Raw genomic sequence first — 15,908 nt, 5'->3', positions numbered from 1 at the left:
CCCTTTAATGCTAAACGACCTTCAATTAAACAGCATTCTTGAAGATTTTGACATCGCTTATTGGAAGATTAATCTTCTGAATAAAGAGGTAACCTGGTCAGAACATTTCAATACCCTCATTGGAAATCCCGAATTTTCTGAATCCCATTTTGATTTTTTTCTGAAAGAAATTCTGCATCAGGACTATCGCTACGATTTCAGAGTGTATTTCGATAAACTGACCGAAGAAAATGAAGCTTTCAGCATTGAGCTTAAACTCAAACTTAACAATGGTAAATACCGTTGGTTTGAATGCCGAAACCTTAAAAACAAAGAGAATAACAGGGAAACAGCTGTACTGTTATTTGTAAATATTCATCAAAGCAAGCGTGACCAGTATACTATTGAAGAAAATTTCTTCTATTACCGCGAAACCGCGCAAATGACCAATACCGGCGGTTGGTATATAGATACGGTAAACAAGAATATTTATTGGGATAATGTTACAAAGAAGATCATAGACTGCCCCCTGGATTACCAGCCACCCTACGAAGAGCATTTTAAATTTTACGCCCCTGAGGAACACCCAACAGTAATTTCGGCTTTTGAAAAATGCGAGAAATATGGAATTCCGTTTAAAGTAGAATTAAAAATGCGGAATCTTTATCATAAAGATTTTTGGGTGCGTGCTACCGGAAAACCGGTTTATAACGAAGAACAGGAGATTATAGGAATTCGAGGCGTTTTCCAGGATATTAATGAGCAGAAGGTGAATGAACTGAATTTACAGAATTCCCTGGATATTATTGCTACTCAAAATTCCAGGTTATTTAATTTTGCCCATATCGTTTCTCACGATTTACGCTCCCACAGCAGCAATCTTTGCTTAATTGTAGAATTGCTTAAAGATGCTAAAACCAACAAAGATAAAATTGAATTAATCCCGAATGTGACCGATATTTCTGAAAATTTGGATTCAGCAATAAATCAGTTAAACGAGATCGTAAATAAACAATCAATTTTACGCAAAGAACGCCGAATTGTTTCTTTTGAAAAAGCCTTAAGTGGGGTAATAGCTTCAACTTCATCTTTAATAAATCGAGAAAATGCAAAAATCGTAGCTGAATTTCACGCCCTAAAAGAAATTAGCTATATACCTGAGTATCTTGAAAGTATTTTACTAAATTTAATCACAAATGCCATAAAATATAAACATCCTGGTAGAAAACCGGTGATTTATATTCAAACCTATATCAAGAATGAAACTCCGTTTTTGGAGGTTAGTGATAATGGGTTAGGCATTGACCTGGATCAATATGGTGACAAGATGTTTGGGATGTATAAAACCTTTCATGAGAACCTGGATTCACGAGGAATTGGACTTTTTATTACAAAAAACCAGGTAGAGGCACTTGGAGGTTCAATCTCGGTAACCAGCACTGTAGATGTAGGCACTACATTTAAGATTAAGTTTTAAAAACTAAACACTAATTCTCATGGGGCAAAAAGTAGAATTGGCGTGTATTATTGACGATGACAAAATATACGTGAATCTGGTAAAGAAGATTATTGAAATCAAAAAATTATCAAAGAATCTTCTAATTTTTAAAAACGGTAAAGAAGCTTTAGATCATTTTAAATTGATCCTGGAAAACGCTACCGAAGACGTACTACCCGACATTATCTTTCTTGATATTAATATGCCGGTTATGGATGGCTGGGAATTTCTAAATGAATTTATTAAGATAAAGAATAACTTCGAAAAGAAGATCACGCTTTACGTGGTGAGCTCTTCTATAGATCCAAGAGATCTGGAACGCGCAAAGTCTTTTAACCTGGTTACAGATTATCTAATCAAACCAATAGAATTAAAGAAATTCGAGAAGATTTTTGACCGAAACGGACACGCTGCCGCTTAATTATTTACTTTCTTTGGAACTTTCCTCTTCTTTAGGAAAAGCACGCTTATTAAAAAGCAGCAGTAAAATTACGCCCGCACTAATTGCGGTATCAGCAATATTGAATACCGGCTCGAAGAATGTGAAATAATTCCCCCCCCAGAAAGGAATCCATTCGGGTAAATTGCCTTGCCATAACGGGAAGTAAAGCATATCTACCACCTTACCGTGAAATAAGGTGCCGTAGCCGCCTTGTGCCGGCATAAATTCAGCAACCTGGCCATAACTACCGTTAAAGATAATTCCGTAGAAAACAGAGTCTATAATATTACCAAAAGCACCCGCGAAAATTAAGGCTATTGCGGTTATTAAAATTCGAGAACCATTTTTTCTAACCGAATCCCACAACCAGTAACCAATTCCAACAATGGCCACCAATCTAAAAAGCGTAAGGAAAAGTTTTCCGTATTCGCCAGGGATCTTGGTTCCCCAGGCCATGCCTTCATTCTCTACAAATAAAATCCTGAACCAATCAAAAACCGGAACTTCTTCGCCAAGCGAAAAATTTGTCTTGATATAAAATTTTGAAATTTGGTCTATTAAAAGTACCAAAACGATTATAACACTCGCTTTTTTTAAGGACATGAACTCTGTGGAATTTAAGAACGCCGCTAAAATACTATATTATTTAGTTTTTACGCGGCTAAAAATCAGCTTATCCCAAGCAAATTTATTAATTATTCAAATAAAAACGCCCCAAAGCATAAGCAAAGGGACGTGGTATACATAAAATCCAGAAAGCTATTATTTCTGCATATTTTTAGCTTCAATACTTAAGGTAGCGTGCGGTACCAGTTTTAAACGCTCTTTTGCGATTAATTTTCCGGTTACACGGCATATTCCGTAGGTTTTATTCTCAATACGGTTTAATGCATTTTTGAGGTCACGAATAAATTTTTCCTGTCTAATAGCCAATTGAGAGTTCGCTTCCTTACTCATCGTTTCACTACCTTCCTCAAAAGCCTTAAATGTTGGTGCGGTATCATCTGTACCGTTGTTTCCATCATTTTTATAAGCATTCTGGTAAATCTCTAATTGCTCCTGCGCCTTTGCGATTTTGCCTTTAATCAGGGCCTTAAACTCAGCTAATTCGGCATCGCTATACCGTTCTTTTACTTCAGTTGCCATAATTCTAATGTTTTTTAATAAACATTTTAGTGGTAATATCATCAAAAGCCACCTCGGCTCCTTCAGTTACCACCTCCGCAAATTCGAGACTTGCAGTTAATGTTTCATTCTTGATATAGGTTATATTTTGGTTAACGGCATCCTCGACAATACCGTCTCTTTGTAGGGTCACTTCAATGGTATCAGTAACTTCAAAGCCAGAATCTTTTCTCATATTCTGTATTCTGTTTACCAATTCCCTGGCAATTCCTTCTTTTTTTAATTCTTCTGAAATACTAACGTCTAAAGCTACGGTAATATTACCACTACTCGCCACTAACCAGCCTTCAATATCCTGGGAAGTAATTTCCACTTCTTCAGTAGCTAATTTAATCATTTCTCCGTTAAGATTTATCGCAATATTGCCTTCTCGCTCTATCTTTGAAATATCTTCGGAAGTTAATTTATTTATCTCATTGACTACCAGCTTCATATCCTTTCCAAATCTTGGTCCAAGAACCTTAAAGTTTGGTTTTATTTGCTTTACAAGCAATCCTGAAGCATCATCAATAAGCTGAAGTTCTTTGACATTTACCTCAGATTTTATCAAGTCCTCAACCGCCTGAATCTCCTCACGCTGTTGCTCGTCAAGCACCGGAATCATTACCCTTTGCAGCGGCTGCCTTACTTTTATCATCTCCTTTTTTCTAAGGGATAACACCAATGAAGAAATGGTTTGAGCTTTCTCCATTTTTCGTTCTAAAGACTTATCAACAAATTTCTCATCATACTTTGCAAATTCAGCCAAATGTACCGATTCAAAGTTTTCTTTTTGTGTACTCTTGTTTAAGTCTTTGTAAAGCCTATCCATAAAGAACGGCGCTACCGGTGCACCCAGTTTGGCCACTTCAACTAAACAGGTATAAAGCGTTTGATAGGCCGAAATTTTATCTTGCTGATAATCGCCTTTCCAGAATCTTCTTCTGCTTAAACGCACAAACCAGTTACTAAGGTTTTCCTGAACAAATTCTGAAATTGCACGGGTTGCCCTGGTAGGTTCATAATCGGCATAGAATTTATCTACTTTCTCAATTAAAGTATGTAATTCTGAAAGTATCCAGCGATCTATCTCGGGTCTTTCAGCTAGAGGAACATCTTCTTCCTTATAAGTGAAATTATCGATATTCGCATATAAAGTGAAGAAAGAATAGGTGTTGTAAAGTGTCCCGAAAAATTTACGGCGCACCTCAGCTATCCCCTCAATATCAAATTTTAAATTATCCCATGGATTGGCGTTAGAGATCATATACCAACGCGTGGCATCTGGGCCGTAAGCCGCAAGTGTCTCAAATGGATCTACCGCGTTCCCAAGGCGTTTGGACATTTTCTGTCCGTTTTTATCTAAAACAAGTCCGTTAGAAACTACGTTTTTATAAGCTACATCATCAAAGATCATCGTAGCGATAGCGTGCAGGGTATAGAACCAACCTCTGGTTTGGTCAACGCCTTCGGCTATGAAATCGGCCTGACGTTCTCCTTCTTCTACCTTTTCTTTATTTTCAAATGGATAATGCCATTGTGCGTAAGGCATAGAACCAGAATCGAACCAAACATCTATAAGATCGGCTTCGCGCTTCATTGGTTTGCCAGAATCTGAAACAAGCGTGATTTCATCCACCACGTTCTTGTGAAGATCTACCAGATCGTAGTTTTCTTCACTCATATTTCCGGGTTCAAAACCTTCAAAAATATCTTTATCCATAAAGCCGGCTTTAACCGACTTCGCCATTTCTTTTTTTAATTCTGCAATAGAACCGATAAGCTTTTCCTCTTTCCCTTCTTCGGTTCTCCAAATTGGCAATGGAATTCCCCAATAACGACTTCTGGATAAATTCCAGTCGTTCGCATTGGCCAGCCAGTTTCCAAAACGGCCTTCCCCGGTAGATTTTGGTTTCCAGTTAATGCCTTTATTCAGTTCGTGCATGCGCTCCTTGAATTCGGTTACTTTTATGAACCAGGAATCCAGCGGATAGTATAAAATAGGCTTATCGGTTCTCCAGCAATTAGGATAGCTGTGAACATATTTTTCTACTTTAAAAGCACGATTTTCTTCTTTTAGTTTTATAGCAAGTTCAACGTCTACAGATTTTTCTGGCGCCTGCCCTTCATCATAATATTCATTCTTCACATACTTCCCGGCAAATTCACCCATTTCTGGTCTAAATTTCCCCTGAAGATCTACCAACGGCACAAGGTTTCCATTTTCATCTTTCACCAATAATGGCGGAACCTGAGGTGTAGCCTGTTTAGCTACCAGCGCATCGTCTGCACCAAAAGTTGGTGAAGTATGCACAATTCCGGTACCGTCTTCTGTAGTCACAAAATCTCCAGCAATTACACGGAAAGCATTTTCAGGATTTTCTGCAGGTAATGCATAAGGCAACAACTGTTCGAATTTAATCCCAACAAGATCCTTTCCTGTGAAAGTTTCCCCGATTAAAAATGGGATCTTTTTATCGCCTTCAGTATAAGCTTGAAGTTCCTCTTCGGTTTCAACTTCGTTAAACTTTTTATCGAATTGAGCCTTAGCCAGTGCCTTCGCAACCAGAATAGTAATTGGCTTAAAAGTGTACTGATTATAAGTTTTTACTGAAACATATTCAATTTTTGGCCCTACGGTTAAGGCAGTGTTAGAAGGCAGAGTCCATGGGGTCGTGGTCCAGGCGATTAAAAATGCGCCTTCCAGATCCTTTTCAACTGAAGCTGCTGAAGCATCAGTAATTTTAAACATGGCCGTAACAGTGGTATCGGTCACATCCTGGTAAGTTCCGGGTTGGTTAAGTTCGTGAGAACTTAGTCCCGTCCCTGCTTTTGGCGAATACGGCTGAATGGTGTAACCCTTATAAATAAGGTCTTTTTTATAAATTTCGGAAAGCAGCCACCAAACTGTCTCCATATATTTCGATTTATAGGTAACGTATGGATCTTCCATATCTACCCAATAGCCTATTTTTTCGGTAAGGTCGTTCCACACATCGGTGTAACGCATTACTGCATTTTTACAGGCTTCATTATATTTTTCTACGGAAATTTTGGTCCCGATATCTTCTTTGGTAATCCCCAATTCTTTTTCTACACCAAGTTCTACCGGAAGACCGTGGGTATCCCAACCGGCTTTACGTTTTACCTGGAATCCTTTTTGAGTTTTATAGCGACAAAAAATATCCTTAATAGCTCGCGCCATTACGTGGTGAATTCCCGGAAGCCCGTTCGCAGAAGGTGGCCCTTCAAAAAACACAAACGGTTCTTTGCCTTCCCGTGTAGAAACGCTTTTTTCAAAAATATCGTTCTCCTTCCAGTAACTTAAGATTTCCTCAGCTACTTTTGGTAAGTCAAGTCCTTTATATTCAGGGAACTTATTGCTCATTTTTTCAAAATTTCCAATGAGTCGCGAAAATAATCAATTTTAAGAAAAGAGCGGGTTAGAAAAACGGAAAAAGCTAACCCAAAAGAAAACTAACCCATTCAAAAACCTCACAGGTTTTGAAAACCTGTGAGGTTTAGAGTTCTGTTTAAAAACTATACCGCAACGCCAAAATTAAATTTCTACCTGCAGCAGCGATCCCCGAGGAATAAGTTCGATAACGTTGGTCGGTAATATTTTCTAAGGAAGCGGTTGCCAGCAAGTTTTTACTGAATTCGTATTGACCGGTTAAATTTAGACTATACCAGGAAGGTGAATAAGGGTTTCCGTTATTATCTATAGCATATAAATAGGCTTTGCCCTGTTCTGAAGGAGCGAGATCTTCATAATCAAATTGCCCATTATATTCAGCAAAAAGATCGAATTTCAGTCTTTTTTTGTGCCATATCAAATGAGTATTCCCAAATACAGGAGCCGCATGACGTAATGCCGCGGTAGAACCATCTTCCTGCTCTTCCTTACCTTCGGTAATGCTAATTTGTGAAGTTAATCTTAGTGCAACAGAAAAATCGATTTCTATTCCGCTTTCAAAACCGTAAACGTGAGCTTTCGCGGTGTTTTGAATCGCCTGCACACGGCTTTGCTCCCCCTGGTAATCTATTTCGGTTTCTCCATTTAAGTTGAAATCCCTGCGCACCATCGCATCATTTAAATACGTATAAAATGCAGTCGCGATAAAACTGATATTTTCAGCAGGCTTCCAGTCAAAACCAAGCTCACTGCTGTAGGCATATTCCGGTTTTAAATCTGGATTTGGCACTACTACTGCTCCGGGTTCAGAATCGAAAATTTTCCCTACATCATCTATATTGGGGGCTCTAAAAGCTGTAGAAAGATTTAATCGCCATCCAATAAACCTGTTTTGTTGCCAGTTAATTCCCGCGCTCCCGGTTAAAGCACCAGTATTTATATTGGCCTCACTAAACGGAAAATCATATAAATTCTCATCAAATTCAGCGTCTACCAAAATATGATTGTACCGAAGTCCAGATTGAAAAGAAAGATCTTCCTGGATTTTCCATTGATAAGTGGTATATGCCGCAATGGATTGCCAGGTGGAACCATCTGGATATCGTGACGCAGTGATGTTTTCTTCTTCAGTTAAAATATTTTCTGCAAACCCTGTAGAATTTACTTTATTAAAAACATATTCGGCTCCATAAAATAGGCGACTCTCTTCAAAAGTCTTTTCAAAATCAAAATTAACCGAATACGCATCTACATTTTCTTTGGTATTATATAACCAATCCTCGCCAAAATCCCGGTTATGACGACTCTCCTCAAAAAATTGATAAGCAGTTGTCATCTGGGCTTTATCATAGAGTGCTCCGCTTCCTTTTTTATTGATCTTAAAATTTCCCATAAACCATTCTTGAGGGCCATAATACCATTCTGCTGTACGCAAATCACCATCCCGCTTTCGATAAAGCCTGTCAAATCTTGGAAAATCTGATGTGGTAGAATAGATAAGTCCTAAATTCAGATCCCAGTCCTTATGCGGCATAAATTTCACTTTCTGCAACAAATTAACCTGTTGATATCCGGTTGGCTTTTGCACCTGTGGATTATCATTTGGAACTATCACATCTTCCCCATTTCTTCGTACGGCATATTCATTTCGCAAATATTCATCGGGTCCATGAGATCCCATTCTCAAATCATCGAAATCTGAAAAGCTAATACTGCTTAAAAACGCCCAGTTTTCCAAACCTATATTAACATCGGCATGTATGGTCTTTTCATTATTGGCAGAAGCATAACGAGAGTAAACACTACCGGAAACCGAAGCTTTATGAGTAAAAGAAAATTTCGGCTTCAAAGTATAAAAATTCATCACTCCTCCAATCGCATCACTTCCATAAACCACCGATCCCGGCCCTAGAATCACCTCGGTATTTTCTACCGCCAGGGGATCTATTGAGATAATATTTTGAAGATTTCCGCTTCTAAAAATCGCGGTATTCATTCGTACTCCATCTACGGTAATTAAAAGCCTATTAGTAGCAAAACCACGAATCATAGGACTTCCGCCGCCTAACTGACTTTTCTGAACAAAAACCTGCCCGCTGCTTTCCAAAAGATCGGCCGAAGTTTGCGGGCTGGCCATAATAATATCATTTGCTGAAAAACTGACGATCTTCTGCGGAATTTCATCCTTATTCATTTCAAATTTAGCCACCGAAAGCACCACCTGGTCCAGCTCGTTGCCATCACTTTTTAGATAAACCTTATTCTGGATTATCTGAGATTTCCTAAGGCTTTTATCAGTGAAGTTCACGTGTTTAAAATGAATAACCTCATCTTTATCAAATAATGAAATATTAGCTACTCCATCAAAATTAGTTAATACACTTTTAGATTTTTCAGCATTATATAGGGCTACACTGGCAAGTGGTTCGTGACTTTCTTCATTCAAAACCTGTATCTGCTGAGCGTAGATACTATTAACCATAAAAAAAAGGAGAATTACTCCTATTATTGAATTTCGCATTTAGCTAAAAATTTCGTTGAGGACGGCAAGTGATTTTGGTTTCTTAAATCCTTCAATATGTAACTCGTAATATAAAAGCAGCATATTGAGAAAATTTGCCCGACTTTGTTGATTCAATTTTACCTCATTCAACTTATCAAAATTTATGCCTAATAACTGCCTTAAAACCGCCACGCTTTGACCATCTATGCAGTAATTATTCACGCTATTTATTTCAAAAACGCCATCTAAGAGATTAAAGTAAGTGAAATCTTTAGCATCAGCATCGGGATAAAAACCAAGATATCTGGTTAAATTTAATAAGAATAAAAGATGAAAATTTGCGATCTTATCATGCAGATCTAACCACATGAGTGAGTTTTCAAGATACTTAAACAATTGCGGATTGGTTTCTTCTTCCCGAATCGCATTTTTTAAAACTTCAGCCAGAAACATTAGCATCGCACCTTTCACCATATTGGTATGAAGGCTGGAATAAGAATGCAGCACCTTCGCATCTTTAAGGTACTCCATCTTTCCCTGGTTGCGATGGTTCGCCACGATCTCTAACTGGGTAAGCAACTGGAATTGTGACGCCTTGAATTTCCCCCTTTTAGATTTCAAGACTCCTTTTAGCATATAGGTTTTTAAACCGTCGCTATAAGTATAGGCTTTCACAATCAAATCGGCCTCACCGTATTTTAAGGCACTAATTACAATTGCCGGAGTGGTAACAAGCATTTTTAAGGAATTTCTTCTCTTCGAAGATAATTAAAAAAGGCCGCTAAAAAAGCGGCCTTAATTTATCGTTTTAATGATTAGGATTTATACTACTCCCTGGGCAAGCATAGCATCCGCAACTTTTACGAAACCGGCAATATTTGCTCCTTTTACGTAGTCTATATAACCATCTTCTTCTTTTCCGAATTCTACACAACGATCGTGAATATTATTCATGATTTCGTGTAGTTTTTTATCTACTTCTTCTGAAGTCCAGCTATAACGCATAGAGTTCTGGCTCATTTCTAAACCTGAAGTGGCAACACCACCGGCATTAGAAGCTTTCCCTGGAGAGAAAAGAATTTTTGCTTCTTTAAATACCTCTACGGCATCTGGAGTACAAGGCATATTGGCACCTTCGCCAACACACATACATCCATTCTCCACTAATTTCTTAGCATCAGCTTCTTCAAGTTCGTTTTGTGTTGCACAAGGAAGCGCCACATCACATTTTACTCCCCAGGGCGTTTCACCTTCAAAGTATTTAGCTGAAGAATATTTATCTACATATTCGCTGATTCTACCACGTCTTACGTTTTTAAGATCCATGATAAACTGAAGCTTCTCCTCATCAATTCCTGCTTCATCATAAATATATCCTCCAGAATCACTCATGGTTAAGATCTTCGCACCAAATTCCAGTGCTTTCTCTGCAGCATACTGCGCTACGTTTCCAGAACCTGAAACAACTACTGTTTTTCCTTCAAAAGATTCATTTCTTGTTCTTAGCATATTCTGAGCAAAATACACATTCCCGTAACCTGTAGCTTCAGGACGAACAAGGGAACCGCCGTAAGAAAGTCCCTTACCGGTTAAAATTCCTGTGAATTCATTTTGTAATCTTTTGTACTGGCCAAACATATAACCAACTTCACGGGCACCAACTCCGATATCTCCAGCAGGAACATCGGTATCTGGGCCAATATGGCGGTAAAGCTCTGTCATAAAGCTCTGGCAGAAACGCATTACCTCATTATCAGATTTTCCTTTTGGATCGAAATCAGATCCACCTTTTCCTCCACCCATTGGCAAAGTGGTAAGGCTGTTCTTAAATACCTGCTCAAAAGCAAGGAATTTAAGGATACTTAGATTTACAGAAGGGTGAAAACGCAATCCACCTTTATAAGGTCCTATTGCAGAATTCATTTGAATTCTAAAACCGCGATTCACCTGAATATTGCCTTCATCATCCAACCAGGATACTCTAAACATAATTACTCGCTCTGGCTCTACCATACGTTCCAGCAATTGCATGTTCTGATACTTTTTATTCTTCTCTATAAAAGGAATAATAGTTTCAGAAACTTCGTGCACTGCCTGCATGAATTCCGGTTCGTTTTGATTTCTTTGAGATACTTTATCCAGGAAATCTTGTATATTTTGTTCCATATTGCGTGATACTACAAATAGTTTATAAAAAAAACTGTGTTTTACGTTGCAAATATATGAGTTCTATAAAAAATGACCTCAAATTTTTATCTTTTCATATAATATTAACGTCTCCATTTTAAGAATTTACAGACAGAATGAAATCTATAATTTTTTGTTAAAGTAGTTTTTATATATTTGTTGCTCGTCCAAGTCTGAAGTAATGCACAATTACAAGATATTTTCACCTCTTATTGTTTTTATATTACTTTTCCAGGTAAAGGGATATTCCCAATTTGGGATTGCCCACGAAATCGCTGTTAAGGCAGGACCGGCTTCTTTTTTTACAGATTACGGGGAACGCTGGAATGTGAAAAACAACCTCAACAACGCGGGTTACGGAATAGGGATTTCACATTATATGAATTTTGCCTACAAAACCGACTGTCACTACTCACAAGCGGCTTCTTTTTTCACGAATCACTTTAGAATTAGAAATGAACTGGATTACTTTTACTCCAAGTTAGAACATTTTGGTCCTGTAGCCAGGAAAAACACCATTGGCGGACAGTTACTTAGAGCAATGCACGGGGAAAGTGAGATTATTGAAGGCGGAATTCATCTGGAATACCATCCTTTTAGAATTCGGGATTTCACCCATTCTGGGTATATGTTTTCTCCATATATAAGTTTAGGCGGTCATTTTGTGTCTTATAAAGCTGACGCGTATTCTGATCTCGGTTCATTGGAAAATCCCAAAAATGTATTCCCAACTTTTATTGGCGGAATGGATTTTGAACGCGGTAGCACCTATTCTATAGTTGGCGGACTTGGCGTTCGTTATCGATTAGGTTTTAGACACGACCTCCTAATTGAAGCTCGCGGACAATATTATGGTAGCGACTGGATTGACGGTCTAAACATTAATGCACCTCAAAATAAGTTTAATGACTATATTTTTTGGCTTAACGTGGGCTACGTTTATTACATCAATTTTCAATAGTTGAAGAATTAATAATCTTACCGCCTAATTCTTTTAATTCTGCTTTCGCTTTTTCAAAGTCTTCCGCATTTAGAGCTCGCGTCGCATCTTCTATTATTGTAGCTTTAAAACCTTCTTTAATTGCATCTTTGGCGGTAAAATGAACACAGATTTCAGCTGCAAGTCCGCAGAAATAAAGGTCTTCTGCATTCTTCTCTTTTAAATACCCAGAAAGGCCTGTAGATTTTAAATGCTTGTTATCATAAAATGCGCTATAACTGTCAATTTCCAGACTGGTTCCTTTTCTAAAAATTGCTTCAATTTTTGCAGTTTTCAGATCTTTATGAAATTCAGCGCCTTCGGTATTTTGAACACAATGTTCCGGCCACATCACTTGTTCAGTTCCATTTAGATCAATGGTTTCAAACTCACTCTTTCCCTTATGGCTACTGGCAAAACTGGCGTGACCTGCTGGGTGCCAATCCTGGGAGGCGATCACCAGGTCAAATTTTTCCTGAAGTTTGTTTATTATCGGTATAATTTCATCTCCATTAGGAACCGCGAGGGAACCACCGGGCATAAAATCGTTTTGTGGATCTACAATAATTAGCGTTTTCATAAATCTTATTTTTGGTAAGAAGCTATTAATTTATCCCGTTCTGCTTTTAAAGCTTCACTAATTCCCACCTTATAAATATGCGGATTATTAAAGCGTTTATATTCTATTGAAAGCTCTGCAAGCCTGTTTTTACTGTATTCAGCAATTTTCTGAAGGGATTTATGCTCTAATTTATTTTCTCCATTTTCCATTACTGGCTGAAGTAAGGGTTCTTTTTGCAACTCCCCAATTCGCATCTGCTTATAAGGTTCAAAGGGATGTATCATATTTTCAATATCATTTTCTTCAAAAAGAGCTATTAGATCTGCTCCAACACAATTTCCTTCAGCATCCCTTAAACGATACACTTGTTTTTTATGTGGAAGCGTCACCTTAACTATGCTTTCAGAAATTTTAATTCTTGGTTTTCCGTGAGAATAAGCCAATTTATAAACCCCGTCTAAGGCGGCATCAGGACTTCCAATAACAAGGTTGGTACCCACGCCAAAAACATCTATCCTGGCGCCTTGTTCCAGCAAACTTTTTATCACATTTTCTTCCAATTGATTAGAAGCTGCAATTTTCACATAATCAAGTCCGGCATCGTCCAGCATTTTCCTGCTTTGTTTAGAGAGATAAGCTAAATCTCCACTATCAAGCCGAATAGCCATTAATTTTTGGCCGTGCTCTTCCATTTCCTTTGCGACGGTAATCGCATTTGGAACACCGCTTTTAAGCGTATCGTAAGTATCTACCAACAACACACAATCTTTTGGTCTTCCTTCGGCAAAATCTCTAAAAGCGGTGATTTCATCATCATAACTTTGAATAAAGGAATGCGCCATAGTTCCTGAAACCGGAATATCAAAATCCCGTCCGGCAATTACATTGCTTGTACCATTAAAACCGCCAACAATAGCAGCGCGGGTAGCATAGTAACCTCCAGATCCCTGTGCCCGTCGCAAACCAAAATCTAACAAAGTGCGCTCTCCTGAAACCAATTTTATCCTACTCGCTTTTGTGGCAATTAAGGTTTGAAAATTAAGTAAATTCAGTAAAATAGTTTCAATTATTTGCGCTTCAATGATATTGGCTTCCACCTGCAAAACAGGCCGGGTAGGAAAAACCACGTCTCCTTCCTGAACCGAGTTAATATTTCCGCGAAATTTAAAATCTTTGAGATATTCCAGGAAATCATCATCAAAATCCTGCTTTTTAAGGTATTCAAGATCTTTATCGCTAAATTTTAAATTTTCAATAATCTCCAATAGATCCTGAAGTCCGGCAAAAATTGCGTAACCACCATCGAAGGGAAGTTTTCTAAAATAATAATCAAATATTGCGGTGTAATCTTTTTGGCCTTTTTTAAAATATACCTGCGCCATCGCCAGTTGATACTGGTCAGTATAAGTAGCTGAAAAATTTAGCATAGCTTTTAGTTAGTTTAAACTTCGTCAAGCATCGCTTCGTAAATCTTAAGGTCTGCTTCACTGAACAAAACAAATTTAAGCTTTTGCAGGTGTTTAAGCTTTGGGATTTCGGCTAAAATTGTATTAAAAGTAATCCTGGTCGCTTCTTGTATAGGATAACCAAAAACTCCGGTAGAAATAGCCGGGAAAGCCACCGACTTTACTTGTTTCTCTTCTGAACACTTCAACGCATTTTTATAGCAATTTTCCAAAAGTTTGTCAGCCGGTTTATCACGCCCGTAAACCGGGCCCAGGCAATGAATCACATATTTGTTCGGTAATTTATGAGCGCCGGTAATAACGGCTTCTCCGGGCGCGATAGGCGCAAGAGGTTTACACTCTTCATAAAGTTCCGGCCCTGCAGCACTATGAATTGCTCCCGCCACGCCGCCGCCAGTGGTGAGTTGAGCATTTGCTGCATTTACCACAGCTTCAATTTCAGGCTGATTAGCAATATCTCCTTTAGAAACTTCAATTTCTACATTCTGAATAGTCTTTTTCATAATTCAGAATTTACGAAAACTACCTTAAGAATTCAAACAAATTAAAATAAGCGATATCCAAATGCCAGACCAAAAGTAGGCGAGAAAGCCGTGCTACTTGTATCAAAATCACTTACAAAACCAAGCCCAATATGCGTGTTAAATATGAAATTGCCGCCCAGGCTTCTTTGAATTCCCCAATGCACTTCGGTAAGTAATGCAGGGTTATATGTGAAACTACCGCTTTTTCCGAATGAATATTTAGTTTGCAGCGCAACATAATTTCCAGAATTATTTACGGTAACTTTCTCCTTCTTAATTCGCTTATTAATATTATAAACAAATTTAAGTTTAGATTTAAAAAAAGGAACAGGTCTTACAACATCTAAGGTATAGCTGGCACTATTGTCTTCTGCACTCATTCCCATTCCAGCACCGAGAGCATTTTCCCAAACAAATTTATTGGAAATAGGCAATTCATACCCAAAACTCAATCCGTGAAAGCCCAATTCAATCTTTCCAAAGTTATCTAGTTGCTCGTTCTCTTTTTCTTGAGCGATCGCGTTAAAACCTAAAGTTGATAGTAGAATTACAAGTAGTATTTTTTTCATAATAGATTGGTTTGATAAGATCGAAGAGGATTTTAAGTGATGGAGTTTTTTGATGAATGATTAATTGTATTTTAACAATAAGTATCAAAAATTTAAAAAAGTTACATCTTAAAACCGTTATTCTAAAGAAACAATTAAATGAAGGAGAATTAATGAGTAAATTAAGACTGAAAAAATCGGTACGGCAAAAATTAGAATTGAGGTGTAGTACTTTAAGAATTTATCCTGAGTGAACTCTAACGAAGATATTTTTCAGGAAGAGCTGTAAAACAAGAAGAGGCCGTCTAAAAAGTATTTAGATGGCCTTTTTTATTGATAAAAGTTTTTGTGAGAGAAGCGCTTCTTCTTTTGTAGATATTCTTAATGATAAAAAAGGAAGGAAGCCCCCTTCCTATGCTATACTGAATTTTCTTAAGTTGTGCGCCATAGCGATTAACCCTATTTCAGTAGTTACTTTCTCCATTCCCCGAAGCATAAATCGCTTGAAGCCCATGTTTTGCTTGATATTCCCAAAAACGGCTTCCACATCCCAGCACCGACGTTTACGATGTGCTATTCCCGCTTCACTTAATAGTAGGTTCCTAGCTTTTTCTTTGAGACGGATCAGGTTATGATTGCGC

14 protein-coding genes are annotated in these 15,908 nt (G+C 37.9%); 3 read left to right on the top strand and 11 right to left on the bottom strand.

What is annotated here, in order from left to right; all coding sequences use genetic code 11:
- Positions 1 to 7: 7 nt before the first annotated feature.
- Both B5440_RS07820 and B5440_RS07815 read left to right on the top strand, forming a co-directional pair.
- Positions 8 to 1,456 (top strand): sensor histidine kinase, encoded by a 1,449-nt coding sequence (locus B5440_RS07820; protein WP_070053018.1) that lies wholly within the window; start codon positions 8 to 10, stop codon positions 1,454 to 1,456.
- A gap of 19 nt (positions 1,457 to 1,475) precedes the next feature.
- Positions 1,476 to 1,898, top strand: a complete 423-nt coding sequence (locus B5440_RS07815) for a response regulator (protein ID WP_070053020.1) — start codon at positions 1,476 to 1,478, stop codon at positions 1,896 to 1,898.
- Here the strand turns inward: B5440_RS07815 and B5440_RS07810 are convergent, their stop codons facing one another.
- The 6 genes from B5440_RS07810 to gdhA all read right to left on the bottom strand — a co-directional run bounded on the left by B5440_RS07810 (position 1,899) and on the right by gdhA (position 11,167).
- Entirely contained in the window at positions 1,899 to 2,522 is a 624-nt protein-coding gene (locus tag B5440_RS07810) for a lipoprotein signal peptidase (protein WP_070053022.1), read from the bottom strand. It abuts the gene before it with no gap.
- Positions 2,523 to 2,681: 159 nt separating this feature from the next.
- Positions 2,682 to 3,065, bottom strand: coding sequence for a TraR/DksA family transcriptional regulator (locus B5440_RS07805; protein ID WP_070053052.1), 384 nt, complete (start codon positions 3,063 to 3,065; stop codon positions 2,682 to 2,684).
- A gap of 4 nt (positions 3,066 to 3,069) precedes the next feature.
- On the bottom strand, positions 3,070 to 6,471 hold the full coding sequence (ileS, locus tag B5440_RS07800) for an isoleucine--tRNA ligase (RefSeq protein WP_070053023.1): 3,402 nt from the start codon (positions 6,469 to 6,471) through the stop codon (positions 3,070 to 3,072).
- A gap of 145 nt (positions 6,472 to 6,616) precedes the next feature.
- A complete protein-coding gene (locus tag B5440_RS07795) occupies positions 6,617 to 9,019 on the bottom strand; it encodes a TonB-dependent receptor (protein ID WP_070053025.1) in 2,403 nt (800 codons plus the stop codon).
- Positions 9,020 to 9,739, bottom strand: coding sequence for a DNA repair protein RecO (gene recO / locus B5440_RS07790; RefSeq protein ID WP_070053027.1), 720 nt, complete (start codon positions 9,737 to 9,739; stop codon positions 9,020 to 9,022).
- 84 nt (positions 9,740 to 9,823) lie between these two features.
- Positions 9,824 to 11,167 (bottom strand): NADP-specific glutamate dehydrogenase, encoded by a 1,344-nt coding sequence (gene gdhA / locus B5440_RS07785; protein ID WP_070053029.1) that lies wholly within the window; start codon positions 11,165 to 11,167, stop codon positions 9,824 to 9,826.
- A gap of 202 nt (positions 11,168 to 11,369) precedes the next feature.
- Between gdhA and B5440_RS07780 the strand changes: the two genes are divergently transcribed.
- Entirely contained in the window at positions 11,370 to 12,149 is a 780-nt protein-coding gene (locus B5440_RS07780) for a THC0290_0291 family protein (protein WP_070053031.1), read from the top strand.
- Here the strand turns inward: B5440_RS07780 and pncA are convergent.
- The 5 genes from pncA to B5440_RS07755 all read right to left on the bottom strand — a co-directional run.
- Complete coding sequence (gene pncA / locus B5440_RS07775; RefSeq protein WP_070053033.1) at positions 12,136 to 12,747, bottom strand: bifunctional nicotinamidase/pyrazinamidase; 612 nt, start codon at positions 12,745 to 12,747, stop codon at positions 12,136 to 12,138. The genes B5440_RS07780 and pncA overlap by 14 nt on opposite strands.
- Before the next feature lie 5 nt (positions 12,748 to 12,752).
- Positions 12,753 to 14,156, bottom strand: coding sequence for a nicotinate phosphoribosyltransferase (locus B5440_RS07770; RefSeq protein WP_070053035.1), 1,404 nt, complete (start codon positions 14,154 to 14,156; stop codon positions 12,753 to 12,755).
- Between the two features lie 14 nt (positions 14,157 to 14,170).
- Entirely contained in the window at positions 14,171 to 14,698 is a 528-nt protein-coding gene (locus B5440_RS07765) for a macro domain-containing protein (RefSeq protein ID WP_070053037.1), read from the bottom strand.
- Positions 14,699 to 14,739: 41 nt separating this feature from the next.
- Positions 14,740 to 15,288 carry a hypothetical protein gene (locus B5440_RS07760; protein ID WP_070053039.1) on the bottom strand — a complete coding sequence of 183 codons (549 nt, stop codon included), beginning with the start codon at positions 15,286 to 15,288 and terminating at the stop codon, positions 14,740 to 14,742.
- Between the two features lie 391 nt (positions 15,289 to 15,679).
- The coding region (locus B5440_RS07755; RefSeq protein ID WP_143533303.1) for a transposase at positions 15,680 to 15,908 on the bottom strand (229 nt) is incomplete at its 5' end.

Origin of the sequence: Salegentibacter salarius, assembly GCF_900168265.1 — a bacterium.
Classification (GTDB): Bacteria; Bacteroidota; Bacteroidia; order Flavobacteriales; family Flavobacteriaceae; genus Salegentibacter; species Salegentibacter salarius.
This window is presented reverse-complemented; position numbering and strand designations above follow the sequence as displayed.

Bases quoted from the DNA above. Each gene is read 5' to 3' on its own strand.
- B5440_RS07820 (WP_070053018.1), top strand. From the start codon at position 8: ATGCTAAACGACCTTCAATTAAACAGCATTCTTGAAGATTTTGACATC.
- B5440_RS07815 (WP_070053020.1), top strand. From the start codon at position 1,476: ATGGGGCAAAAAGTAGAATTGGCGTGTATTATTGACGATGACAAAATA.
- B5440_RS07810 (WP_070053022.1), bottom strand. From the start codon at position 2,522: ATGTCCTTAAAAAAAGCGAGTGTTATAATCGTTTTGGTACTTTTAATA.
- B5440_RS07805 (WP_070053052.1), bottom strand. From the start codon at position 3,065: ATGGCAACTGAAGTAAAAGAACGGTATAGCGATGCCGAATTAGCTGAG.
- ileS (WP_070053023.1), bottom strand. From the start codon at position 6,471: ATGAGCAATAAGTTCCCTGAATATAAAGGACTTGACTTACCAAAAGTA.
- B5440_RS07795 (WP_070053025.1), bottom strand. From the start codon at position 9,019: ATGCGAAATTCAATAATAGGAGTAATTCTCCTTTTTTTTATGGTTAAT.
- recO (WP_070053027.1), bottom strand. From the start codon at position 9,739: ATGCTTGTTACCACTCCGGCAATTGTAATTAGTGCCTTAAAATACGGT.
- gdhA (WP_070053029.1), bottom strand. From the start codon at position 11,167: ATGGAACAAAATATACAAGATTTCCTGGATAAAGTATCTCAAAGAAAT.
- B5440_RS07780 (WP_070053031.1), top strand. From the start codon at position 11,370: ATGCACAATTACAAGATATTTTCACCTCTTATTGTTTTTATATTACTT.
- pncA (WP_070053033.1), bottom strand. From the start codon at position 12,747: ATGAAAACGCTAATTATTGTAGATCCACAAAACGATTTTATGCCCGGT.
- B5440_RS07770 (WP_070053035.1), bottom strand. From the start codon at position 14,156: ATGCTAAATTTTTCAGCTACTTATACTGACCAGTATCAACTGGCGATG.
- B5440_RS07765 (WP_070053037.1), bottom strand. From the start codon at position 14,698: ATGAAAAAGACTATTCAGAATGTAGAAATTGAAGTTTCTAAAGGAGAT.
- B5440_RS07760 (WP_070053039.1), bottom strand. From the start codon at position 15,288: ATGAAAAAAATACTACTTGTAATTCTACTATCAACTTTAGGTTTTAAC.